This window comes from Agromyces soli (genome assembly GCF_022811605.1).
Taxonomy (GTDB): Bacteria; Actinomycetota; Actinomycetes; order Actinomycetales; family Microbacteriaceae; genus Agromyces; species Agromyces soli.
This window is the reverse complement of sequence record NZ_CP094533.1, coordinates 590,597-613,988: the sequence shown is the minus strand read 5'-3', so window position 1 is coordinate 613,988 and position 23,392 is coordinate 590,597. Positions and strand designations below refer to the sequence as shown.

Genomic DNA, 23,392 nt, shown 5'->3' with positions numbered 1-23,392 from the left:
CATCTGGCGGTTATGCCGGTCGTGGATCCGGCGAGCCCCGTGATTCCGGGGCTCACCGAGAGGCGTTCCTGAGTTGTGTGAGGTGAGGGAGGGTGAGGCAAGGTGAGGCGGGCGGCACTCAGGCGCGCTCGTCGTCCGAGCGATCGAGCACGGCGAGGATCGACGTTCCGGGGCGGAGCCGCCACGGGTTCGACGGGAACCAGTCCGTGGCCGTCGCGGCCCACGCCGCCTGACGAGCGCCATCCGCGGCGAGCTGATGACTGGCTACAAGGTCGATGTGCGCCAGCCTGCTACCACTGCGGCGGTGGATGTCGGAGCAGGTACTTCTCCTCCTCGCGCTGAGCCCGCCGTCGGCGGCCCGAGCTAGGCTCGGCGCATGTCAGACGCGCACGACGCCGGCAGTGGCACCACCGCGGTGCTGGGTCCTCGCACGTCGGGAGCGATATGGATCGCCATCGTCGGCGTCCTCGGCGCGCTCGTGATGTGCTACCTCCTTGCGCTTTGTGCGTTGAGCTTCGATGAAGTCCTCACGTTCAGCGGACCAAGCGGTGATGCTCAGCGATCTGCCCAGCTCGAGGAGGCTCAGGGCGGGGTCAGGCTTGCGATCGCGGCCTGCATCTTCGTGTGGCTGATGGTTACTGGCGTGTGCATTGCGATCGCTGTCGGCACCGGCTTCCGGGTTCTCCGGGTCGGCCTCATTGTCGGCGGTGGCCTGATCCTCCTGTCTGCGGCAGCCTTCGGGCTCTTCATGATGACGATCTGAGCACTCAGGCGCGCTCGACCGGGAGCCACAGCTCGCACGTCGCCGTGGCGAAGTCGTCCGAGCGGTCGAGCACGGCGACGATCGACGGCCCGGGGCGGAGCCGCCACGGGTTCGACGGGAACCAGTCCGTCGCCGTTGCGGCCCACGCCGCCTGCAGCGCGGCCGGGTACTCGCCGGCGACGCGGAACACCGCCCACTCGCCGGCCGGGACCTCGATCGTGTCGAGGTCGTCGGGCGCTGCGGCGGTGTCCGCGAGCGCGACGCCGTGCAGATACGTGAGCGGTGCGCCCTCGCGGGCGTCCGGGTCGACGTCGGCGCTCACCTGGAGCAGCCCTCGCGGCTCGGTGTCGCCGAGCCGCTTCAGCCGGGCGTGCTCGCTCGGGTCGATCGCGGCGATGTGGGCCTGGATGTGCGGGTTGACCCCCTCATGGATGAGCGGCACGCGGGCGGCATGGCCGGCGAGCGTGAACGCGGGGCGGTCGGTGATTCGGGTGTCCATCTGGGCGCTCCCTTCGACGGTCAGGCGGAACCTGAGCTGTGGTTGTGTGCGAAGGGGGCCGCCGCCGCGGCGCACCTCGGCCGGGGACGCGCCGTGCACCGCGCGGAACGCCCGGCCGAACGCCTCCGTCGAGCCGTAGCCGTACCGCACCGCGATCCCGAGCAGCTCACCGTCGCCGAGCACGTCGGCCGCGGCGAGCGTCATCCGGCGCCGCCGGACGTACTCCGACAGCGGCATCCCCGCCAGCGACGAGAACATCCGACGCAGGTGGTACTCGGTGGTGCCCGCCTGCCGCGCGAGCGCGGTCAGCTCGGTCGGCCCGTCGAGCGTCTGCTCGACGAGTTCGACCACGCGGTTGAGCGTCGCGATCACGGCTCCTCCTTCGCCCTCCAGCCTGCTCGTCGCCATGGATCGGGACCCGACTTCCGCGGTCCGGTTCGATCGGGCGACCGCCCTCGGCGCGCTGCGCCGGTCAGTGGGAGGTCGCCTGCCCGGCTTCCCACTCGCGCCGCAGCAGGCCGTAAACCCACGAGTCGGAGACGACGCCGTTGACGATGCAGTCCTCGCGCAGGGTGCCCTCCCGGCGGAACCCCAGCTTCTCCAGCACCCGCGCTGAGGCGAGGTTGCGCGTGTCGGTCTCGGATTGGACCCGGTTCAGATCCAGCACATCGAACGCCCAGGCGAGGACGCCGCCCGCGGCCTCGGTGGCGTAGCCCTGGCTCCACGCCCGCTCGGCGAGGCAGTAGCCGAGCGAGGCGCTGCGGAAGTCCGGGTCCCAACTGTTGAACGTGCACCAGCCGAGGAATGCTCCGGAGTCGGCGTGCTCGATCACGACGCGCGCGCCGCTGCCGTCCTCCGCCGCCTTCCGGCATCGTTCGAGGAACGGCCCGACGGCCGACCGGTCGGTCCAGGGCGGGGAATCCCAGTACCGCAACACGTCCGCGTCGCTCATCAGTGCGAACAGCTCGGCTCCGTCAGCCTCCGAGAACGGGCGCAGTCGCAACCGCGCGGTCGCGAGGGTCGGTGTTGGAAGGGCCATCCGAGTATCGTGGCACGGCCAGTGCGGAGGCCGCCGCCGGTAGAGTCCTCGCGTGACGGTCGAAGCAGTGAGTGCGGCGTACGGCGCGAGGTCGGCGGAGTACCTCGACGCCTTCGGCGGCATCGACGCGGCGGCCGAAGCCGACCGCCGGGCCCTGCTCGCCTGGGCGGGCGGCGTCACCGGTCCGGCGCTCGACGTCGGCTGCGGCCCGGGCCAGTGGACCGCCTTCCTCGCCGAGCACGGGCTCGACATCGAGGGCGTCGACCCGACGCCGGAGTTCGTCGCCGCCGCCCGGCTGCGGCACCCGGCCGAGCGGTTCCGTCTCGGACGGGCCGAGATGCTCGGCGTCGACGACGGGAGCCTCGGCGGCATCCTGGCCTGGTTCTCCCTGATCCACACCCACCCCGACGCCATCGACGTCGCGTTCGAGGAGTTCGCGCGAGCGCTCGCGCCGGGCGGTTCGCTCGCGCTGGGGTTCTTCGAGGGCCCCGAACTCGAGGCGTTCCCGCATGCCGTGACAACGGCCTACTTCTGGCCGCTCGCCCTCCTCGCGGCGCGGGTCGAGGACGCGGGGTTCACCGTCACCGGGGCGCAGGCCAGGACCGACCCCGGCGTGCGCCGGCAAGGACTCATCCTCGCCCGTCGCACCGGAGTGCGCTAGCGACCGCAGCTGATCCGGCATCGCCAGCACGTCGACGCCGGGGTCGGCGCCGACCGCGTCAGCCCACGGGCGCCGCCGTGAGTCCCGCGCGCTGCTGCGCCGCGTACTGCCCGCCCCATTGGGTCAACGCCTCGACGAGCGGGCCGGCGCTCTCGCCGAGCTCGCTCAGCCGGTACTCGACCTTCGGCGGCACCTGCTGGTACACGGTGCGGACGACGAGGCCGTCCTGTTCCAGTTCGCGCAGCTGGCGCGTCAGCACGCGCGCAGTGGGATTGTCGAGCAGCCGGCCGAGCTCGCCGAAGCGGAGCACGCCGTGCCGAGCCAGCAGGCTCAGGATGCTCGGCTTCCACGCGCCGCCCAGCACGGCGATCGAGACCTCCGCGTCGCAGGAGTCGGTCCACTCGCGGATGACGCGTTCGGTCTTCTCTCGCATCGACTGCACCTCCGGTCGGGAACGGGATGACTCCTCGCGCCCATAGTATCCAAACCGTCACTACCTGACGAGAATGTCCGTACTTGTCCCTTCGTACCGTACTCCACAGAATGGTCGAGTGACCCTCTCCCCGGCCCGTTCCGACTCCCGTTCCTCGATCCGCCGCTGGGCCGCGATGGTGCCGATGCTGCTCGGCATCCTGATCGGTTCGCTCGCGATCAGCAGTGCCGCGACGGCGCTGCCCGCGATCCGCGCCGAGCTCTCGCTCGGCGACACCGAGGCGCTCTGGCTCGTCGACAGCTACTCGCTCGCGATGGCGGCGACGCTCATCATCGCGGCGAGGATCGGCGACGCGTTCGGCCGCAAGCGGATCATCCTCATCGGACTGGCGGGCTTCGCCATCCTGAACCTGGCCGGCGGCCTCGCCACCGGTGGCGCGATGCTCATCGGGGCGCGAGCGCTGCTCGGCATCGCGGAGGCCTTCGTGATCGCGGGCGTGGTCGCCACGATCGGCGCCCGCTACGCCGGGCGGGATCGCGTGGTCGCCTACGGGCTCTGGACCGCGACCTTCGGTGTGGGCAACGCGCTCGGGCCGGTGCTCGGCGGCGCGCTCGCCGAGGGGCCGGGCTGGCGGTGGCTCTTCCTCGGCAGCGTGCCGCTCGCGATCATCGCCATCGTGCTCGCGGCCTGGCTGGTGCCCGACTCGCGAAGCAGCGTCCGGCCGGGCTGGGATGTGCCGAGCATCCTCGCCTCGATGCTCGCGCTCGGCGGTCTGGTGCTCGCGCTGCACGAAGCGGTCGCCGCCCCGATCGTCGCGATCGTCGCCGGTGCGGTGGCCGTTGCGAGCCTCGTCTTCTTCATCGTGCGGCAGCGGCGGCTGCGCGAGCCGCTCATCGACGTGCGGCTGTTCGGCCTCGCGGGGTTCTCGCCGGCGATCACCCGCATCCTCGTGAGCGCGGGCGCCTCCGCGGCAGCGGTGCTGCTCGTCAGCCTGCAACTTCAGGACACCCGGGGCGCGAGCGCCGCGGAGGCCGGGCTCGCCCTGCTGCCGCAGGCCGCCGCGATCGCAGCGGGCGGGGTCGTCACGCCGCTGCTGCTCCGCTGGCTCCCGGCGAACACCCTCACGGTGCTCGCCCTGCTCGTGCAGGCGGCCGGCCTCGGCTGGCTCGCGAGCGACCCGGGGTTCATCGCGGCTCCGCTCGTGCTCGTGGGCCTCGGCTTCGGCATCGCCGGGACGCTCGCGGCGACCGCCCTCTTCGAGGCGACCACCGAGGATCAGGCGGGGCAGGTCGGGGCGATCCAGGAGATCGGCTTCGCCCTCGGTTCGGGGCTCGGCATCGCCGTGTTCGGCACGATCGCCGCCGCGCTCGCGACGGGCGGATTCGCCATCGCGGTGCTTGTCGCGGCGATCGTGGTGGGCGCCGTGGCGGTGCTGCCGGAGCTGCGCCGCCGGCGGTGAACCGGCCGGACCGACCACGTCCGGAAGGTTTTCACAAAGAGATGGATGTTTTTCCCGGCGAATTCTGTCGGGTGGTTGACGGAAAAAATCGGCCCGCTTAGCGTTCAACGCATGCCATTGCCCAGCGGAGTGCACACGCTCGTCAGACGCACGCACGAGGACCGCGTGCTGCAGCTGCTGCGCCAGCACGGCGGGATGACCCGCGGCGAGCTCGCGAAGCACATCGGGCTGTCCCGCACGACGCTCTCGGAGATCTCCGGCAACCTCATCTCGCGCGGCGTCGTGTCGGTCACGATCGACGACTCGCCGCGGGTCGGCCGCGGCCGCCCGGCCGAGATCCTGACGCTCGACCCGGCCGCGGGGCAGTACCTCGGGGTGGACTTCTCGCACCGCCGCGTCCGCGTCGCCGTGATGAACGCCGCGCACGAGCTCATCGCCTCCGACGTCGCGCCGTACGAGGAGCCGGCCGACTGGGGCACCCGCGTCGAGCTCGCCCTCGGGCTCATCGAGCGACTGGCGGAGGCGCCCGAGCTGCACTACGAGGGCATCCAGGGCGTCGCGATCGGCTTCCCCGGTCCGTTCTCGCCGCGGCTGCCGCGGCGGCGGGCCGAGCCGGTCGCCGAGGCCCGCCGGGTCGGCGCCGAACTCGTCCGCACCGCCTTCGAGCGTCGCTTCGGCGTCCCGGTGCTCGTCGACAACAACACCCGTCTCGCGGCCCTCGGCGAGGCGGCGTGGGAGCCGAGCACCGAGACGGAGCATCTGCTGTACGTGCGCCTCTCCGCCGGCATCGGCGGCGGGCTCGTGATCGGCGGTCGACTCGTCACGGGCGCCGCCGGGTTCGCCGGGGAGTTCGGGCACATGAGCGTCGCCGGCAGCAGCGTCGACTGCCGGTGCGGCAAGCGCGGATGCCTCGAGACCATCGCCTCGATCGACGCGATCCTTCGGCGCTGCGCCGAGGCGGGCGCCGGCGTCACCACCCTCGCCGGGCTCGACGCCGCCGCGGCGAAAGGCGACCCGATCGTCATCGCCGTGCTCCGCGAGGCGGGGGAGGCGGTCGGGCAGGTGCTCGGCTCGCTCGCCGTCGCCACGAACCCCGCCGACATCGTCATCGGCGGCGAGGTGGCGCACGTGTCCGAGGTCGTCGTCGAGCAGATCGCCGCGACCGTCGCCTACGAGCTCGTCCCGGTGGGCGGCTCGACCCCGCGCATCCGACGCGCCGTGCTCGGCGACGAGGGCGGGGCCATCGGCGGCATCATCGCCCTGCTGCGCAGCTCGCCGCTGCTCGCCGGCTACGCCACCCTGACCGCCGACGACGCGTCGGCCGAGACCCGATTGCGAAGGAGCAACGCCTAGTGTCCGCTTTCCCCCGAGGAGGACTCCGATGGCCTCGATGACCGAGACCGTGACCGCTCGCGACGAGCCGGGCACCGCCACGTCGGCGAGCGCGCTCGCCGACCGCACGACTGAGAAGCCCCGCCGCACGCGCCGCGCGCGGCAGGACTCCGCGAAGCGCGCCCGCACCCTGCTGCTGAGCACGATCAGCATCGCCGCCGGCATCGGCGTGTGGTGGCTGCTGTCGTCGATCGGCTTCAAACTGCCCTCGCCCGCCGACGTGGTCGTGCGCGGCTGGGAGCTCACCGTCGACGGCACCCTCGGGGCCGATCTCGTCGCGAGCCTCACCCGCGTGCTCGTCGGCTTCGCCCTCGGCACGATCGTCGCCATCCCCGTCGGCTTCCTGATGGGCTGGTACGCCTGGGCGCGCGGACTCATCGAGCCGTGGATCCAGTTCTTCCGGACCATCCCGCCGCTCGCGATCATCCCGCTCGCGATCGTGCTGCTCGGCATCGGCGAGGAGCCGAAGATCCTCGTGATCTTCCTCGCGGCGTTCTTCGCCTGCGTCATCTCGACGTTCCAGGGCGTCGTGAACGTCGACCGGACCCTCATCAATGCCGCCCGGGTGCTGGGCACCAAGGACGCCGGCATCTTCGTGCGGGTCGTCGTGCCGGCATCCGTGCCGTTCATCCTCGTCGGCATGCGCGTGGGCCTCGGCGCCGCCTGGGCGACGCTCGTCGCAGCGGAACTCATCGCCGCCCAGCAGGGCCTCGGCTACCGGATGCAGCAGGCCCAGCTCTACTACGACCTCCCGACGATCTTCGTCGGACTCATCGTCATCGGCGTGCTCGGCCTGGTCATGGACCGGCTGCTGCTGCTCGCCGAGAAGAAGCTCACCGGATGGCAGGAACGCCGATGACCCCGAACACCCCCACTCCCGGCAGCCCGCGCATCTCGGTGCGCAACGTCACCCGCACCTTCGACCTCAAGGGCGAGGGGTTCGTCGCCCTCGACGACGTCTCGCTCGATGTCGCCGACAACGAGTTCATCACCGTCGTCGGGCCGTCCGGCTGCGGCAAGTCCACCCTGATGAACATCCTCGCCGGGCTCGATACCCCGACGAGTGGCGAGGCCCTCGTCGACGGCCGCCCCGTCACCGGGCCGGGCCCCGACCGCGGCGTCATCTTCCAGCAGTACGCCCTCTTCCCCTGGCTCACCGTGCGCAAGAACGTCGAGTTCGGGCTGAAGACCGCCGGCCTCAGCGCGAAGGAACGGCGCGAGAAGGCCGAGCACTTCATCGAGATGGTCGGCCTCGGCGAGTTCGCCGACGCGCTGCCGAAGATGCTCTCCGGCGGCATGAAGCAGCGCTGCGCGATCGCGAGGGCCTACGCCGTCGATCCCAGCATCCTGCTCATGGACGAGCCGTTCGGCGCCCTGGACGCCCTCACCCGCGTGACGCTGCAGGAGCAACTGCTCGACACCTGGAGCCGCGAGAAGCGCACCGTCATGTTCATCACGCACGACGTCGACGAGGCCGTGTTCCTCGCCAACCGCGTCGTCGTGATGGCGGCGCGTCCGGGCCGGATCTACGACGTCATCGACGTCGAGCTGCCGGGCCCGCGCACCGAGGACCTGCGCCTCAGCCCCGAGTTCACCGAGCTCCGCAACCGGGTGTGGAGCGCCGTGTACCACCAGACCCCGGGCCGGCGCGTCGACGCCACCCACCGATCCGTTGCACCGCACCCCACCGCCGTCGCCTGACGGCCAGACCAGAGGAACCCCCATGCAGATCAGGACCACGCGCGGCATCGTCGCCGCCGTCGCCACGGCGGCCGCCGCCGCCCTCGCCCTCGCCGGCTGCGCGAGCACCGGCTCGGAGGCGCCCGCCGCGGGCGGCGACGCCGCAGCCGACTTCCCGAAGATCCGCTTCGGCTACATCGCCGACTTCAACGGCGGCAGCCTCCTCGCGATCGCCGAGGAGCAGGGCCTCTGGGAGAAGCAGGGACTCGAGGTCGAGACCCCCGTCTTCACCAACGGCCCGCTGCAGATCCAGGCGCTCGGCACGAACGACCTCGACTTCGGCTACATCGGGCCGGGCGCCATGTGGCTGCCCGCTTCAGGGCAGGCGGAGATCGCCGCGATCAACGGGCTCGGCAACGCCGACCGGGTGATCGCGCAGCCCGGAATCGACTCGATCGAAGACCTCAAGGGCAAGAAGGTCGCCGTGCCCGAGGGCACCTCGGGCGACATGATCCTGACGATGGCGCTGAAGTCGGCCGGCCTCACGATCGACGACGTCGAGAAGGTCGCCATGGACCCGGCGACCGTGGTCTCGGCGTTCTCCTCGAAGCAGGTCGACGCCGCGGGCATCTGGTACCCGCTCATCGGCACGATCGAGCAGCAGGTGCCCGACCTCGAGATCCTCGCCGAGAACGAGGACTTCGCCGAAGAGATCGCCTTCCCCAGCGCGTTCGTGGTGAGCCCCGCCTTCGCGGAGGAGCACCCGGACGCCACCGAGGCCGTGCTCGCAGTGCTCCGCGAGGCGATGGACTACCGCGTCGAGCACCTCGACGAGACCGTCGAACTCACGGCCGCGAAGCTCAAGGCCGACCCGAAGGGCTTCGCCGCGGATGCCGCGAACGCGAAGTACCTCTCGGCTACCGAGCTCGACGAGCTCACCGAGGACGGCACGGTCGCCTCGTGGCTCACCGGCCTGAACGAGTACTTCGTCACGGCGGGCAAGCTCGACGAGCCGACCGACGCCTCCACCTACTATCTCGGCGAGCAGTTCGTCGCTGCGGGGAAGTGACGTGACCGGGCGCAACATCCTCTTCCTGATGACCGACCAGCACCGGGTCGACAGCCTCGGTGCCTACGGGAACAGCGCGGCGGAGACGCCGGCGCTCGACGCCCTCGCGGCGAGCGGCACCCGGTTCGACCGCTGGTTCACGCCCACCGCGATCTGCACGCCGGCGCGCGCGAGTCTGCTCACCGGGCAGGCGCCGTTCCGCCACAAGCTGCTCGCGAACCACGAGCGCAACGTGGGCTACATCGAGGATCTCCCGGACGGGCAGTTCGCGTTCTCGTCCGCGCTGCGCGAGGAGGGCTACAACTGCGGCCTGCTCGGCAAGTGGCACGCCGGAACGAAGCGCACCGCGGCCGACTTCGGCTTCGACGGGCCGCACTTCGACGGCTGGCACAACGCGATCGACCACGAGGACTACCTCGCGTACCTCGAGGAGCGGGGGCTGCCGTCGTACGAGATCAGCGACCGCATCCGCGGGGTGCTGCCGAACGGCGGGCCGGGCAACCTGCTCGCAGCCCGCCTGCACCAGCCTGTCGAGGCGACCTTCGAGTACTACCTCGCGACGCGCACGATCGAGATGCTCGAACGCTACGCCGACGACTACCGCTCGGGACGGCGGCCGTTCTTCCTCGCGCTGCACTTCTTCGGCCCCCACCTGCCGTACATCGTGCCGAGCGAATACTTCGACCGCTTCGACCCCGAGCAGATCGAACTGCCCGTCTCGATGCTCGAGACGTTCGCGGGCAAGCCGCCGGTGCAGCGCAACTACAGCGCGCACTGGGCGTTCGACTCGCTGACGGTCGAGCAGAGCCGCAAGCTCATCGCCGTGTCCTGGGGGTACATCACCCTCATCGACGAGCAGATCGCCCGGGTCATGGCGGCACTGGAGCGGCTCGACCTCGTCGACGACACGGCGGTGTTCTTCACCTGCGACCACGGCGAGTTCACCGGGTCGCACCGACTCCACGACAAGGGGCCGGCCATGTACGAGGACATCTACCGCACGCCGGGCATCGTCCGGATCCCCGGCGCGCCCGCCGGGCAGGTGCGCGACGAGTTCGTCAGCCTGCTCGACTGCACCGCGACGATCCTCGAGCTCGCCGGCGTGGACCCGACGCCGGCCACCGACTCCCGCAGCCTCGTGCCGCTCGTCGCAGGCGAATCCCCAGAGTGGCCGGACGACATCGTCTGCGAGTTCCACGGCCACCAGTTCCCGTACCCGCAGCGCATGCTGCGGAACGAACGCTACAAGCTCGTCGTCAACCCCGAATCGGTGAACGAGCTCTACGACCTCGAACTCGACCCCGACGAACTGCAGAACGTCTACGAACTGCCGGAGTACGGGTCGATTCGCCAGCGCATGCTGGAGCGGCTCTACCGCCTGCTCCAGGAGCGGGGCGACAACTTCTCGCACTGGATGACCGCGATGTACTCGGTCGGCGGGGTCGACTACGACCCCTCCTTCGGCGGCTTCGACGACGCGGCGTACACCCCCGAGCGCACGCTCGTGCACGAATGAGGACGATGAGCACCGAGCATCCCCGACGGCCGAACGTCGTCATCATCCTGACCGATGACCACGCCGCGCACGCGATCGGCGCGTACGGCTCCGTCGTGAACCGCACCCCGCGGATCGATGAGATCGCCGAGGCCGGCGTCCGGCTCGACAACTGCTTCTGCACGAACGCGCTGTGCACGCCGAGCCGGGCCACGATCCTCACCGGGACGTACAGCCATGTGAACGGCGTCACCACGCTGGAGACCCCGATCGACGCCTCGCAGCCGACCTTCGTCTCGCAGCTCAAGGCGGCCGGCTACCGCACGGCGATCGTCGGCAAGTGGCACATGGGGGAGGGGCCCGGGCACGACCCGGAGGGCTTCGACTACTGGGCGGTGCTGCGCGATCAGGGCGAGTACTTCGATCCGCAGATCCGCACGGCGCAGGGTGTCGAGATCGTCGAGGGGTATGCGACCGACGTCATCACCGATCTCTCGCTCGACTGGCTGGACTCGCTCGAGGGCGACGAGCCGTGGTGCCTGCTCGTGCACCACAAGGCGCCGCACCGCCCGTGGGAGCCGGACGAGCGGCACCGCGGCATGTACCGCGACCCGATCCCGGTGCCGGCGACCTTCGGCGACGACTACGCCACCCGGGGCTCGGCGGCGCACCGAGCGGCGATGCGGATCGCCGATCATCTGACGCTCGCAGACCTCAAGGAGTCGCCGCCCGACGGACTCGACTACGAGCAGGCCGCGCTGTGGAAGTACCAGCGCTATATGGAGGACTACCTCGCCTGCGTGGCCTCCGTCGACGACAACGTCGGGCGGGTCATCGACTGGTTGCGCGCGCACGAGGCGTTCGACGACACGCTGCTGATGTACACCTCGGATCAGGGCTTCTTCCTCGGCGACCACGGCTGGTTCGACAAGCGCTTCATGTACGACGAGTCGTTGCGGATGCCGCTGCTCGTGAGCTGCCCGTCGCGCATCCCGGCCCGCTCCGAGCCGCTCGAGCAGATCGTCACCAACGTCGACTTCGCGCAGACCGTGCTCGAGGCCGCCGGGGTCGCCCCGCACCCGCGGATGCAGGGACTCAGCATCTGGCCGCAGCTCACGAACGAGCCGGATGCCCCGACCAGGCCCGCGATGTACTACCGGTACTTCGAGAACGACGATGTGAACCATCACGCCTTCGCGCACTACGGCATCCGCACGGAGCGCTACAAGCTCATCTACTTCTACAACGACGGGATGGGGCTGCCGGGCAGCTCGCCGCACGTCTACCCGCCGGAGTGGGAGCTGTACGATCTGGAGCTCGACCCCGAGGAGCTGCGCAACGTCGTCCGCGAGCCGGCGTATCGCGGCATCCGCGAGGCGCTCGAGGTGCAGCTGTGGGAGCTGCAGGCGGAGCTGCTCGATGCACCGCACCACTCGCAGCCCGTGCCCGACCGCCTGCACACCGCCGCCGCCGGCTGAGAGCGCTTCCAGCCATGCGGGCGCGCGTCGCCCGTTCGGGGGTGTTGGCTGGATGCCGCGTGGGAGTATGCTGACGCGCACTGCGGTGGTTGAGGCGCGTCAACCGTTCGAGCGGCGTGCCTGCGCACCGCGGTGGGGGGTCGACCCGGGCGAGATCGGGGGGATGCTTGCCCGGGCCGGCCGTGCCACCGGAGCGGCAGGGAAAACGCCGGCATCCGATGCCCTCCGGGATGGGAACCACCCCGGAGGTAGGGGGATCTTGGCAGAGAGCGGCCCGGGCCGCAAATCGACGAACGCGGTCCGCTTCGGGCGTGGTTCGCTGAGCCGCGTTGGTTCCCTGAGCGTGTCGAAGCGGTGCGGTGTTCCCGTCGACACGTTCAGGGAACCAGGGCGGCAGCGACCCGCTCGCGCAGCACGGGCAGCAGTTCGGCGGCGAACCAGGGGTTCCGTTGCTGCCAGGCCGTGTTGCGGGGGCTCGGATGCACGAGCGGAACGATCTCAGGCCCGAACTCGGCGAAGTCGCGCACCGTCTGAGTGAGGGTGGCGCCGCTCCGCCTGCCGAGGTAGTGACGCTGCGCGTAGCCGCCGATGAGCAGGGTCAGCCGGAGCTCGGGCATCGTGCGGAGGATGCGCGGATGCCACGTCTCGGCGAAGCCGCGCCGGGGCGGCAGGTCGCCGTTCCGTCCGCGGCCCGGGTAGAAGAAGTCCATCGAGAGGAACGCGAACGACCCGGGTGCGCGGAAGGTGCGCTCGTCGACCCCGAGCCACTCGCGGAGCCGCGCGCCGCTCGCGTCGCTCCAGGGGAGTGCGTTGTCCTGCGCCTGCCGACCGGGAGACTGCCCGACGACGAGGATGCGCGAGCGGGGGTCCGCGGTGAAGACCGGTTGCGCCCCCGCGTCCACGAACGCCCGGTTCGCCGGGTCCGCGACGATCGCCGCGCGGATCGACGCGATCGTCTCGGAGCTCATGCGAACGATGATCCCACCTGGATCGCCGAGCCGGCCGCACTGCTTCGCTGAGCTCGTCGAAGCGGGGCGGGCGGGTTCCCTTCGACGGGCTCGGGGAACGAGGGGTTCCCTTCGACAGGCTCAGGGGTCCAGGCGGGCGCGCAGCGCCTCGGCGGCGGCGCGCGCCTCGCTCGCCGCGCGGGCCGCCCGGACCCGCGTCCGCTCGAGGGGCGGCACCGCCTGCTCGGCCCGGGCCAGTTCGCCCTCGGCGTCGCTGAGCCGGCGTTCGAGTTCGCGGCGTTCGGCGAGCAGGGCGTCCCGCTGCGCAGCGGCGGCTCCGGCGGCGGCGCTCGCCGCGTCGACGAGCTCGGATGCCTCGGCCTCGGCGGCCTCGGCGGCATCCGCCCGCTCCTCGGCCTCGGCGAGCTCGCGCTCGGCGCGCGCCCTGGCCTCCCGCTGTTTGCGCGTCCGCCGCTCGGCGAGCTCATCGGGAGGATTCGCCCGACGCCCCGCGGGCGCGGGGGCGGCTCCAGCGGCGAGCCCACCGGCGACGGCGCCGTCGAGCTCGACCTCGGTGCCGACGGCTTCGAGCGCACGCACGAGCAGCCCCGTGCGCACGGCGTCGGCGGCCGAGGCATCCGTCATCGCCGCCTGCAGGGTCTCGGCGACCTCGTCCAGCACCGGTTGGCGCACGGGCGCGCCGAGGTCCTCGGCGAGCGTGCCCGCGTCGCGGGCGAGCGCGGCGACCACCGTGCGCCGCTGCCGGGCGAGGGCGGTGAGGGAGGCCGCGTCGAGCTCGGCCTGGGCGGCGCGCAGCTCGTCGCCGAGCTGAAGGAGTTGCTCGAGCTCGTCCCGCCGGTGCCTGGCGAGCTGGTTCACGAGCCAGGCGGCCGGCGCCGGCCGGCGCAGTTCGGCGACGGCGGCGGCGAGCGCCGGGTCGCTCGGCTTCAGCTCCTTCGCGCGGGCGTTGCGGGCCGCGACGAACTCCGTGGGGAGCGTCCCGTAGAGCTCCCCGGCGATCTCGGCCAGTGCGCGGTCGTCGGCCATGCCTTCATCCTGCCCCGCCCCGTCCCCGACTTGCCCGACTTTCATGAAAGTCGGGCAAGTCGAAAAAAATTAGGTATTCGGTGTTGCTAAGTACCGGTACTCAGTGTTACTTTCTAGTGGTACTCAGCAACACTGAATAGCAAGCACGGAACTGAACGAAGAGAAGGGAGCATCCCGATGGGCAAGCAGATGACCGAGATGCTCAAGGGCACGCTCGAGGGCATCGTCCTCGCGATCATCGCGGTGCAGCCGGCGCACGGCTACGACATCACCGCGCGGCTCCGCGAGCGCGGCTTCACCGACATCGCCGAGGGCACCATCTACGCGCTGCTCGTCCGAGTCGAGCAGCGCGGCCTCGTCGACGTCGAGAAGGTGCCCTCCGAGAAGGGCCCGCCCCGCAAGGTGTTCACCCTGAACGCCAAGGGGCACGACGAACTCGAAGAGTTCTGGAGGACGTGGAGCTTCCTCGCAGAACGTATCGAACAGCTCCACGAAGGAGAGAAGTGACCATGGCTGCCAAGTGGATCGAAGCCCTGACCGGCTCGCTCGAGCAGAAGAAGCAGTACCGCCAGACGAAGGCGCGCCTCGAGGCGCTGCCCGAGCCGTACCGCACCGCCGCGAACGCCTGCCACCGGTACTTCATGTACTACGGCGGCATCACCGACGGCGACACGCTCGTGCAGATGTTCGTCGACCTCGCCGACCTCTGGGAGCGTGCGGCCGTCGACGGCACCCCCGTCGCCGACATCGTGGGCGACGACCCCGTCGAGTTCGCCGAGGCGTTCGCCCAGGCGTACGGCGGCGCGCAGTGGATCGACAAGGAGCGCGCGCGCCTCGTCAAGGACATCGAGCAGGCGAAGCGAGGTGATCGGAAATGAGTGACCCCGCCATCCGGGTGCGCGGCATCGAGAAGTCCTTCAAGGACGTGCACGTGCTGCGCGGGGTCGACTTCGACGTCGAGCGGGGCAGCATCTTCGCCCTGCTCGGCTCGAACGGGGCCGGCAAGACGACGCTCGTGCGCATCCTCTCGACGCTGTTGAAGGCCGATGCGGGCGCCGCGACCGTGCAGGGCCACGACGTGGGCAGCGCGCCGGGCGAGGTGCGCGAGTCGATCAGCCTCACCGGGCAGTTCGCCGCGGTCGACGAGGTGCTGAGCGGGCGGGAGAACCTCGTGCTCGTGGCGAAGCTGCGGCACGTGAAGCATCCCGCCGCCGTCGCCGAGGAGCTGCTCGCGCGGTTCTCCCTGACCGAGGCGGGCGACCGCCGCGCGGCGACGTACTCCGGCGGCATGCGCCGCCGGCTCGACATCGCGATGAGCCTCATCGGCGAGCCGAAGATCATCTTCCTCGACGAGCCCACGACCGGGCTCGACCCGCAGGCCCGCATCGACGTCTGGCGCACCGTGAAGCAGCTCGCCGAGGGCGGCACCACCGTGCTGCTCACCACGCAGTACCTCGACGAGGCCGAGCAGCTCGCCGATCGCATCGCGATCCTGCACCGCGGCACCATCATCCAGAACGGCACCCTGGCCGAGCTCAAGCAGCTCCTCCCGCCGGCCGAGATCGAGTACGTCGAGAAGCAGCCCTCCCTCGAGGACGTCTTCCTGGCGCTCGTCGGCGACACGGGCGAAGCCGACGCGGCGGAGAACGCCGACGCGGCGGCGGATGCCTCGACCGGAAAGGAAGCACGATGACCACCCACGCCATCGCCGACACCGGCGTGCTCACCGGGCGCTCGCTGCGCCACATCCTCCGAAGCCCCGACACGATCATCACGACCGCGGTCACCCCGATCGCGCTCATGCTGCTGTTCGTGTACGTGCTCGGCGGGGCGATCAACACGGGCTCCGACGAGTCGTACATCAACTACCTGTTGCCGGGCATCCTGCTCATCACGATCGCTTCGGGCGTCGCGTACACCTCGTACCGGCTGTTCCTCGATCTGCAGGGCGGCATCTTCGACCGCTTCCAGTCGATGCCGATCGCCCGCTCGAGCGTGCTCTGGGCGCACGTGCTCACCTCGGTCGTTGCGAACCTCGTGTCCGTCGCGATCGTCGTCGGCGTCGCCCTGATCATGGGGTTCCGCACGGGGGCGTCGGTCGGGGCGTGGCTCGGCGTCGCCGGCATCCTGGTGCTGTTCATCCTCGCGCTGACCTGGCTCGCCGTGGTCGCGGGACTCTCGGCGAAGTCGGTCGACGGGGCGAGCGCGTTCAGCTACCCGCTGATCTTCCTGCCGTTCATCAGCTCGGCCTTCGTGCCGACCGACTCGATGCCGGCGCCGGTGGCCTGGTTCGCCGAGAACCAGCCGGTCACCTCGATCGTGAACACGATCCGCGCGCTGTTCGCGGGGCAGCCCGTGGGCGGCGAGATCTGGATCGCCCTGGCCTGGCTCGTCGGCATCCTCGCCGTCGCCTACGGCTTCGCGATCGCGATCTACCGGAAGAAGCTCAGCTGAGCCGCCCCAACGCGGTGTTGCCCGACTTTCATGAAAGTCGGGCAACTCGGCGTTGGGTCGGCGGGTGCGCGGTCGGCCTGCGCGGGCGGTGGGCCGGCGGCGGATGCCTCAGCGGCGCGTGAGCGCGGCCGGCTCCGCCCAGCGCAGCACCCGGAGCGCGCGCAGCGTGTTCCACCGGCTCGGCTGCCCCTCCGGCGCCTCGACGACGTAGCCGCGCAAGGTCGGCCGCTGCGGTCCCGCCGGCCAGCGGCCGTCGGGCAGGCGCTGGGCGAGCAGCAGCTCGAGCGCCGGGGCGAGCCGCTCGTCGGGCGCCCCGCCGTTCAGCCGGAAGTGCTCGAGCGCGCGCAGCACGTCGTAGAACCAGTACATGGGGAACGCGAACGTCGCGTACTGCGGGTTCGCGAGCTCGCCGGTGCTCCGGCGGCGGAAGAGGTTGCGCTCGAGCAGGTACTCCTCGCCCGTGCGCACGGCGTCGGTGATCGAGGCATCCGTCGTCCGTGTCGCCCGCTGGTACGCGCGCAGCCCCTCGAGCGCGCAGAGCGTGCTGTCGAAGGAGGAGCGCACGGACTCCTCGACGGGGTCGCAATTCCAGCCGCCGTCGCTCAGGCGCTGGCCGAGCAGGCGGTCGACCAGGCGATCGGATGCCTCGTCGAGCACTCCGAAGTACGCGGCGTACGCGAGCACGCCGCCGTTGACGCACTCCTCGACCTCGCCGGCGAAGAAGGGGCGACCGCCGTCCTCCTGGGGCCAACGCACCCCCTCGCGCACGCGCTCGATCGCGGCCCGCACCTCGGGCGCCTCGGGATCGACGCCGAAGCGGAGCAGCAGGTGCAGCGTCCACATCACGCTGTCGCGTTCGCGCTGCGGCCCGTACGTGAAGCCGCCCCAATAGCCGCGGTCGTCCTGCAGCTCGAGGATGCGCGCGGCAATGCCCTCGCGTGTCGCCAGCGCCCGCTCGGCGGCGACGAGATCGGGCGGCGAGTCGAGCAGATCGCGCTGCACCTGCCAGCGGATCGCCGGGTCGGCGTGCAACAGCCAGTCGATGACGTCCTCGTCCATGCGGGCGATGATGCCACCGACCGCCGACGTCCGCACCCGTCATCCGATTCCCTCTTGCCCCGCACCCCCGACTCCGACAGGGTCGGAGGCGGGGGGATCGCCGCCCGGCGCCCCCGGAGGGGGAATCATGGCGCAGAAGGATCCGAGCGAGGCCATCGTCGCCCAGCAGCGGGAGCTCGCCGCGCGACTGCCGTTCGCGGACACCGCAGACTTCGACGCGGTGGAACGCGGCTTCCTCGGCACGCTCGACGACCCGGTCATCCGCAACGCGGCCGGCGCGGTGGTCTGGGACGCCTCGAGCTACGACTTCCTCGAGGGAGACGCCCCCGACACGGTGAACCCGAGTCTGTGGCGGCAGAGCCGGCTCGTGGCGAGGCACGGGCTCTTCGAGGTCGTCCCCGGCCTCTACCAGGCCCGCGGCCTCGACCTCTCGGTGATGTCCTTCGTCGAGGGCGACACCGGCGTCATCGTCGTCGACCCGCTCATCTCCACCGAGACCGCCGCCGCCGCCATGGCCCTCTACCGGGCGCACCGCGGCGACCGGCCCATCACCGCGGTCATCTTCACCCACTCGCACATCGACCACTTCGGCGGCGTGCAGGGCATCGTCGACCAGGCCCAGGTCGACGCCGGCGAGGTGCAGATCGTCGCCCCGGAGGGTCTCGTCGGCCACGCCGTCGCCGAGAACGTCTACGCCGGCCCGGCGATGGCCCGCCGCGCGGGGTACATGTACGGCGCGGCGCTGCCCAGGGGCCCGCGCGGCGCCGTCGGTGCGGGGCTCGGTCAGACCACCTCGACGGGCGACGCGACGATCATCGCGCCGACGCTCGACATCACGACGACCGGCGAGCGGCACACGATCGACGGGGTGGAGATCGAGTTCCAGATGGCGCCCGGCACCGAGGCGCCGAGCGAGATGCACTTCTACCTCCCGCAGTACCGGGCGCTGTGCATGGCGGAGAACGCGACGCACACGCTGCACAACCTGCTGACGCTGCGCGGGGCGCTCGTGCGCGACCCGCACATCTGGTCGCGCTACCTCACCGAGGCGATCGAGCGGTACGGGTCCCGCTCGGACGTCGTCTTCGCCTCGCACCACTGGCCGACGTGGGGCAGCGACCGCATCGTCGAGTTCCTCGGCCTGCAGCGCGACCTCTACGGCTACCTGCACGACCAGACCCTGCGGATGCTGAACCAGGGCATGCAGGGCGCGGAGATCGCCGAGGCCATCCAGCTGCCCCCGGCGCTCGAGAACGCCTGGCACACGCGCGGGTACTACGGTTCGGTCAGCCACAACGTGAAGGCCGTCTACCAGCGCTACATGGGCTGGTTCGACGGCAACCCCGCCAGGCTCTGGCCGCACCCGCCGAAGGCGCAGGCCGAGCGCTACGTCGCCGCGATCGGCGGCATCGACCGGGTGCTCGAGCTCGCACGGACGGCGTTCGACGAGGGCGACTTCCGCTGGGCGGCGACGCTCTGCGACCACGCCGTGTTCGCGGAGCCGGGCGATGAGCGGGCGAAGGCGCTCTACGCCGACACGCTCGAGCAGCTCGGCTACGGCGCCGAGAACGGCCCCTGGCGCAACTTCTTCCTCTCCGGCGCGACGGAGCTGCGCGAGGGCAATTTCGGCACGCCGACGACGACGAACGCGCCCGCGATCCTGGCGCAGCTGACGCCCGAGCAGCTCTTCGACGCGGTGGCGATCACCGTCGACGGACCGAAGGCCTGGGATCTCGACCTCGCCTTCGACCTCGTCCTCACCGACCTGGAGCGGAGCTTCCGCCTGACGCTGCGCAACGGCGTGTTCGTCTACGTCGAGCGTCCGCCGGCCGACGACGGTGCGCTGCGGCTCGCGCTCACGAAGCCGCGCCTGATCGCCCTGGCGGGCGGCGACCTCGACTCGCCCGGCATCGACGCCGTCGGCGACACCGCGGTCCTCGGCCAGCTCCTCGGCGTCCTGTCGAAGGGCGACTCGGCGTTCGAGATCGTGCTGCCCTAGGCGCGCGTGCGGCCGGCCCCGTGTCCTGCCTGGTGCGGTGAGCCCTGGCTCATCCCCATCGGATGCGCGGCGAGGCGCCGGTCGACGCCTCGCCGCGCATCCGAGCTACTTCCGCGCGGACTGTTCCCTGCGTCGGTGGCGCGCGTTGAGCATCGCGGTGCCGCCGACCATCAGGAGCAGAACTGCTGGGAGGACGAACGCTGCGACGCGCGTACCGGTTTCTGCGAGGTCGTTGTTGGGCGTCTCGGCGTGATGGTTGGCCGGAGGCGTTGGCGGCGGGGGAGTGGTGCTGGTCGGGTTCTCGAGCGCGACCTCGACCATCGTGTTGCCCTCGATGGTGAGATCGGCCCCAGCGTCCGAGCGGATGACGCCGGCCCCGCTGAATCGTGCGCCGAGGTACACGACCCCGTCGATCGGGCTGGGTACCTCTTCCGTCAGCGTGACGACCGTGCCCGCGGGGATGCCGTCGATGCGCTTGGTCGTGCCGTTCTGCAGGCTGAGCGTGCCGACGGTGGGGGTGCCGTCGACCTCGTAGGCGTAGCCGACGCGGTACTCGATGCTCGCCGGAATCAGCGGTGCTCCGTCGCCGGTGACGTGCTTCGTGATCGCAAAGCCGCCGAGTTCGGCCGCTGCGGTGTTCGCGACCTCGATCGCAACCTCGACGTCGCCCGGGATCTCGACCGTGCGGGGTGTCCCGTCGAGGACGTAGCCGCTCGGAGCGGTGATCTCGATCAGCCGGTAGGAGCCCGGGGCGAGGTCCGTCGCGGTCGCGTTGCCTGATGCGTCTGTGGTCAAGGTAGCGACCGTGGCTCCAGCAGTGTCGTGGAGTTCGAACACGGCGCCGGCCAGGGACTTGGTGGCATCGGCGGCATCCTGTTTGTGGACGCGGAGCGAGCCCGTCGTGCTCGGTGCGATCCTCGCAGTGGCGCTGGAGCGCTTGTCGCCGACCTGGATCAGACCTTGGCAGGCGGGGTCGCCCGAGGAGAGGGCTGCGTCGCCGCTCGGGAGGTAGGCGATGCTGATCCCCAGGGTGGCGGTGGTGTCGGCAGTCTGACCTTCGAGGCAGACGCTCGCGGTGTTCATCGTCGCGGGGTTCGGGAAGGAGAGGAAGCGCCCGTCGATGATGGCGCCGCTCGTGTCGTCCGCGCAGAGCGCGGCGGTCTGGCCGGCGGGAACGTCGAGGTTGACCTGATCGGTCGAGATCGTGATCGTGAATGGGATCGGCTGGCCGATGGCGACGGGGGCGCTCGGGCCGGTGATCTCGATGGCCGGCTGCTGCATCGCGGTGTCGACGGACACGGCGGCCCAGTTGTTGTTCATGGGGCTTGCTGCGTCGCCGTCCGCTGCGAGTCGCTTCCAGGCCGGCGAGAGGACGCGGTCGCCGCCGTCCTCCGTGTACACGTTCGTCGGCGTCTTGGTGCGGGAGAGGTCGATGGGGCAGTGGTCCCAAGTGGTCTTCGCGCCCCCGGTCGTTGGCACGTACGCTCCGTTGTACGGTTCGAATCCGGGGGTCGCGCCGTCCGGGATCTGATTCGCGACGCACCAGATCGCCCAGGCCAGCGACTGCCGATCCGCGGAACCGCCGGTGCCGGCGTGGGTTGCGAGCCAGTTGATCTGGGCGTAGCGCTCCGCACTCAGGGGGGTGGTGTCGTTCGTGAATGCCGGAGTCACTGCGCCCGTCTGCGAGTTCACGGGAACGCTCGAGACCCGCTGGTACACCGACGTGCTGCAGACCTTGAGGTTGTGATTCAGGCAGTACGACCACTCCGGGGAGGTGATCGTCTCGCCGGACTTCACTCCGGTGCATTGCGGTGCACCGATCAGCGAGCCGTCGATCGGTCGACCGGTCCACGTCGAGGTCGCGGCGTCGTAGAAGTTGAGCTGGTCCGGTTCGGAGCCGTGCAGCGTGATCACGGCGCCTTCGGGAACAGACGCCAGCCAGCTCGGGTCCACGTACACGGTCGGGGAGGCGCCGTCGCCGAGTTCGCAGCCGGTGACCTCGACGAGGTCCGCGGCTGGTGGTGCCGCGGTGGCGGAGGACGCCACCCCGATCGCGGGGATCAGCGCGGCGACGAGTGCGGCGATGGAGAGGGCCCATCGTGGGCGTCCCCGCGCCGCGGGCGGGCGGGGAAGGCCGGAGGAAGAGTATCGGGGCATGGCTGGGCAGCTCCTCAGAGTACGGATCGGTCCCTCCAACAGACCAGTTCCGGCTCGCAGGCTCGCCCTCAGCGAGGTGCTCTCAGTGGGCAGAGAGCCCGATCTCCGCTGGCCGGAAGGGGAGTTAAGTGCTCTTCGGTCTTGTATCCGCGGCTACGGAAGGGAACGTCGCCGCCACTTAACCTGCGGGATCCCGCCGGTTGTGGCGGGTGGGGGCGGTTAGCGTGACCAGTCGGTGGCGCCGGGAGCATCCTGCACCCGCCGACCGGAAGGATCCGCATGAATGCTCACGATGAGAATCGAGGCCTGGCCGGTTGTGGCGGTGGCCCCATTGGGCGGGTGAGCGATGAGTCGAGCTTCTGCGCGTAGTGCGGGGACCAAAGTGCTGTCGCCGAGGCGGACGCGTCGCCTCGCCGCATCACTTTCGCTCCTGGCCATCGTGCTCTGCGTCGGCGGCGTTTGGTGGCTCAACGGGGGGCCGAACTGGTACGGCGTGCTGGCGGTGGCCATCGTGGCCGTCAAAACGCTGCTGAACTGGGGCGGACGAGATGCGGCCTCCGTGTCCGGCCGGGAGCGTTCGGCGACGGACGACCTCGACCTGACCGTCGCCGTTCCGTGCTACAACGAAGATCCGGAGCTGCTGGCGCGCACGCTCGAGTCGTTGCTGCGGCAGACGCGGGCCCCGCAGTCGGTGACGGTGATCGATGACGGTTCCGTGGACCGTCGCGCGGTCGAGACGGCGCACGCATGGGAGGCCGAGTTCCGCAGGGCGGGCGTTCGGTTCGCGGTCATCGTCTTCCCGGAGAACCGTGGGAAGCGGCATGCGCTCGTCGCAGCGCTCGACGCCCACCCGGAGGCCGACGTGCTGCTCGGGGTGGATTCGGACAGCCTCCTACGGTCGGATGCGATCGCGGAGGGCCTCGCCGGCCTCGCCGATCCACGGGTGATGGTCAGTACGGGGATGGTGCTGCCTTCCAACCCCGATACGAACCTCCTGACCCGCATGCAAGACGTGAGGTACGCATCCGCGTTCCTCTTCGACCGTGCTGCGTTCTCGTCGATCGGCGCGGTGTTGTGCGCGTGCGGAACGATCGCCTTCTACCGGACGAGCATGATGCGCAAGTACCAGGCGGACTTCCTCGACCAGCGCTTCCTTGGCCGGCCCGCCACGCTGGGCGACGACCGGCGGATGACGAACTACGCACTGCTGGAGGGACGATCAGTGCTCCGTGCCCGTGCGATCGCGTTCACGACTGTGCCGGAGCGCGTCGGGCATTTCGCCCGCCAACAGGTCCGGTGGCATCGCTCGTACTTCCGCGAGTCGTTCTGGGCGTTGCTCCACCAGCCGATTCGCCGTCCAGCGTTCTGGCTCACACTCGTCGATCTGGGAGTGTGGTTCCTGTTCGCCACGGTCCTGATCGCGGCCATCGTGAGCCACGCGGCCACAGCGGCACCCGCCGTGCTCGCGTTCTATCTCGCGTACATGGTGCTGCTGGGCTACGCACGAGCCGTGCGCTACTTCGAAGTCGCGTCGCTCCGGCCGCGTCGCAGCGACGTGGTCCTGGCGTTCCTTCTCACCCCGATGTACACCGTTCTGCACCTGGTGTTCCTGTTCTGGCTGCGCCCGTATGCGCTCCTCACGCTGGGATACAGCGGTTGGGGGACGCGCAAGTCCGTCGAGGTCCGGGCTGGGGAGCAAGCCACCGGCGCCTCAGGCGAACCGGCACGCAATCAGAAGGAGGCGACCGCGTGAGCACGACA

Annotated in this window: 22 protein-coding genes and 1 pseudogene; 15 read left to right on the top strand and 8 right to left on the bottom strand. The window is 70.7% G+C overall.

Features of this window, described 5'->3' with window-relative positions; translation table 11 throughout:
* Positions 1 to 118: 118 nt before the first annotated feature.
* Positions 119 to 238, bottom strand: a pseudogene (locus MTP13_RS02905) (AraC family transcriptional regulator); the annotation flags it as partial.
* A 138-nt stretch (positions 239 to 376) separates the two neighbouring features.
* Between MTP13_RS02905 and MTP13_RS02900 the strand changes: the two are divergent.
* Positions 377 to 763, top strand: a complete 387-nt coding sequence (locus MTP13_RS02900; protein ID WP_243569556.1) for a hypothetical protein — start codon at positions 377 to 379, stop codon at positions 761 to 763.
* Positions 764 to 767: 4 nt separating this feature from the next.
* On the opposite strand, the gene MTP13_RS02895 is transcribed toward MTP13_RS02900, so the two are convergent.
* Positions 768 to 1,634: an AraC family transcriptional regulator gene (locus MTP13_RS02895; protein WP_243569555.1), complete on the bottom strand. Its 867-nt coding sequence runs from the start codon at positions 1,632 to 1,634 to the stop codon at positions 768 to 770.
* Positions 1,635 to 1,734: 100 nt separating this feature from the next.
* The gene (locus tag MTP13_RS02890; RefSeq protein ID WP_243569554.1) at positions 1,735 to 2,301 is read right to left on the bottom strand and encodes a GNAT family N-acetyltransferase; all 567 of its coding nucleotides are present in this window, start codon (positions 2,299 to 2,301) and stop codon (positions 1,735 to 1,737) included.
* A 52-nt stretch (positions 2,302 to 2,353) separates the two neighbouring features.
* Between MTP13_RS02890 and MTP13_RS02885 the strand changes: the two genes are divergently transcribed.
* Complete coding sequence (locus MTP13_RS02885; RefSeq protein ID WP_243569553.1) at positions 2,354 to 2,962, top strand: class I SAM-dependent methyltransferase; 609 nt, start codon at positions 2,354 to 2,356, stop codon at positions 2,960 to 2,962.
* Positions 2,963 to 3,020: 58 nt separating this feature from the next.
* Here the strand turns inward: MTP13_RS02885 and MTP13_RS02880 are convergent, their stop codons facing one another.
* Positions 3,021 to 3,395, bottom strand: a complete 375-nt coding sequence (locus tag MTP13_RS02880; RefSeq protein WP_243569552.1) for a winged helix-turn-helix transcriptional regulator — start codon at positions 3,393 to 3,395, stop codon at positions 3,021 to 3,023.
* A 118-nt stretch (positions 3,396 to 3,513) separates the two neighbouring features.
* On the opposite strand from MTP13_RS02880, the gene MTP13_RS02875 reads away from it, so the two are divergent.
* The 7 genes from MTP13_RS02875 to MTP13_RS02845 all read left to right on the top strand — a co-directional run bounded on the left by MTP13_RS02875 (position 3,514) and on the right by MTP13_RS02845 (position 11,968).
* Positions 3,514 to 4,854 carry an MFS transporter gene (locus MTP13_RS02875; protein WP_243569551.1) on the top strand — a complete coding sequence of 447 codons (1,341 nt, stop codon included), beginning with the start codon at positions 3,514 to 3,516 and terminating at the stop codon, positions 4,852 to 4,854.
* A 111-nt stretch (positions 4,855 to 4,965) separates the two neighbouring features.
* Positions 4,966 to 6,207 (top strand): ROK family transcriptional regulator, encoded by a 1,242-nt coding sequence (locus tag MTP13_RS02870; RefSeq protein WP_243569550.1) that lies wholly within the window; start codon positions 4,966 to 4,968, stop codon positions 6,205 to 6,207.
* A 28-nt stretch (positions 6,208 to 6,235) separates the two neighbouring features.
* Entirely contained in the window at positions 6,236 to 7,105 is an 870-nt protein-coding gene (locus MTP13_RS02865) for an ABC transporter permease (RefSeq protein WP_243569549.1), read from the top strand.
* A complete protein-coding gene (locus tag MTP13_RS02860; RefSeq protein WP_243569548.1) occupies positions 7,102 to 7,947 on the top strand; it encodes an ABC transporter ATP-binding protein in 846 nt (281 codons plus the stop codon). The genes MTP13_RS02865 and MTP13_RS02860 overlap by 4 nt, the downstream gene beginning before the upstream one ends.
* A 22-nt stretch (positions 7,948 to 7,969) precedes the next feature.
* Positions 7,970 to 8,995: an aliphatic sulfonate ABC transporter substrate-binding protein gene (locus MTP13_RS02855; RefSeq protein WP_243569547.1), complete on the top strand. Its 1,026-nt coding sequence runs from the start codon at positions 7,970 to 7,972 to the stop codon at positions 8,993 to 8,995.
* Position 8,996: 1 nt separating this feature from the next.
* On the top strand, positions 8,997 to 10,511 hold the full coding sequence (locus MTP13_RS02850) for a sulfatase family protein (protein ID WP_243569546.1): 1,515 nt from the start codon (positions 8,997 to 8,999) through the stop codon (positions 10,509 to 10,511).
* 5 nt (positions 10,512 to 10,516) lie between these two features.
* A complete protein-coding gene (locus MTP13_RS02845; protein WP_243569545.1) occupies positions 10,517 to 11,968 on the top strand; it encodes a sulfatase family protein in 1,452 nt (483 codons plus the stop codon).
* A 377-nt stretch (positions 11,969 to 12,345) separates the two neighbouring features.
* On the opposite strand, the gene MTP13_RS02840 is transcribed toward MTP13_RS02845, so the two are convergent.
* Positions 12,346 to 12,936 carry a uracil-DNA glycosylase family protein gene (locus MTP13_RS02840; protein WP_243569544.1) on the bottom strand — a complete coding sequence of 197 codons (591 nt, stop codon included), beginning with the start codon at positions 12,934 to 12,936 and terminating at the stop codon, positions 12,346 to 12,348.
* Positions 12,937 to 13,056: 120 nt separating this feature from the next.
* A complete protein-coding gene (locus MTP13_RS02835; protein ID WP_243569543.1) occupies positions 13,057 to 13,962 on the bottom strand; it encodes a transposase in 906 nt (301 codons plus the stop codon).
* A gap of 177 nt (positions 13,963 to 14,139) precedes the next feature.
* On the opposite strand from MTP13_RS02835, the gene MTP13_RS02830 reads away from it, so the two are divergent.
* Genes MTP13_RS02830 through MTP13_RS02815 form a run of 4 tightly spaced genes read left to right on the top strand, consistent with a single transcriptional unit; the run spans position 14,140 to position 16,416 of the window.
* Entirely contained in the window at positions 14,140 to 14,469 is a 330-nt protein-coding gene (locus MTP13_RS02830; protein WP_243569542.1) for a PadR family transcriptional regulator, read from the top strand.
* Positions 14,470 to 14,471: 2 nt separating this feature from the next.
* Positions 14,472 to 14,840: a DUF1048 domain-containing protein gene (locus MTP13_RS02825; protein ID WP_243569541.1), complete on the top strand. Its 369-nt coding sequence runs from the start codon at positions 14,472 to 14,474 to the stop codon at positions 14,838 to 14,840.
* Positions 14,837 to 15,655: an ABC transporter ATP-binding protein gene (locus MTP13_RS02820; RefSeq protein WP_243569540.1), complete on the top strand. Its 819-nt coding sequence runs from the start codon at positions 14,837 to 14,839 to the stop codon at positions 15,653 to 15,655. Before MTP13_RS02825 ends, MTP13_RS02820 begins: the two co-directional genes overlap by 4 nt.
* Complete coding sequence (locus MTP13_RS02815) at positions 15,652 to 16,416, top strand: ABC transporter permease (RefSeq protein ID WP_243569539.1); 765 nt, start codon at positions 15,652 to 15,654, stop codon at positions 16,414 to 16,416. Before MTP13_RS02820 ends, MTP13_RS02815 begins: the two co-directional genes overlap by 4 nt.
* Before the next feature lie 108 nt (positions 16,417 to 16,524).
* Here MTP13_RS02815 and MTP13_RS02810 read toward each other — a convergent pair whose 3' ends face one another.
* The gene (locus MTP13_RS02810; RefSeq protein ID WP_243569538.1) at positions 16,525 to 17,475 is read right to left on the bottom strand and encodes a hypothetical protein; all 951 of its coding nucleotides are present in this window, start codon (positions 17,473 to 17,475) and stop codon (positions 16,525 to 16,527) included.
* Positions 17,476 to 17,602: 127 nt separating this feature from the next.
* Here MTP13_RS02810 and MTP13_RS02805 point away from each other — a divergent pair, with 127 nt between their 5' ends.
* Positions 17,603 to 19,474, top strand: a complete 1,872-nt coding sequence (locus tag MTP13_RS02805) for an alkyl/aryl-sulfatase (RefSeq protein WP_243569537.1) — start codon at positions 17,603 to 17,605, stop codon at positions 19,472 to 19,474.
* A gap of 105 nt (positions 19,475 to 19,579) precedes the next feature.
* On the opposite strand, the gene MTP13_RS02800 is transcribed toward MTP13_RS02805, so the two are convergent.
* Complete coding sequence (locus tag MTP13_RS02800) at positions 19,580 to 21,631, bottom strand: SpaA isopeptide-forming pilin-related protein (RefSeq protein WP_243569536.1); 2,052 nt, start codon at positions 21,629 to 21,631, stop codon at positions 19,580 to 19,582.
* A gap of 382 nt (positions 21,632 to 22,013) precedes the next feature.
* Here MTP13_RS02800 and MTP13_RS02795 point away from each other — a divergent pair, with 382 nt between their 5' ends.
* The gene (locus MTP13_RS02795; RefSeq protein ID WP_243569535.1) at positions 22,014 to 23,384 is read left to right on the top strand and encodes a glycosyltransferase family 2 protein; all 1,371 of its coding nucleotides are present in this window, start codon (positions 22,014 to 22,016) and stop codon (positions 23,382 to 23,384) included.
* Positions 23,385 to 23,392 lie beyond the last annotated feature (8 nt).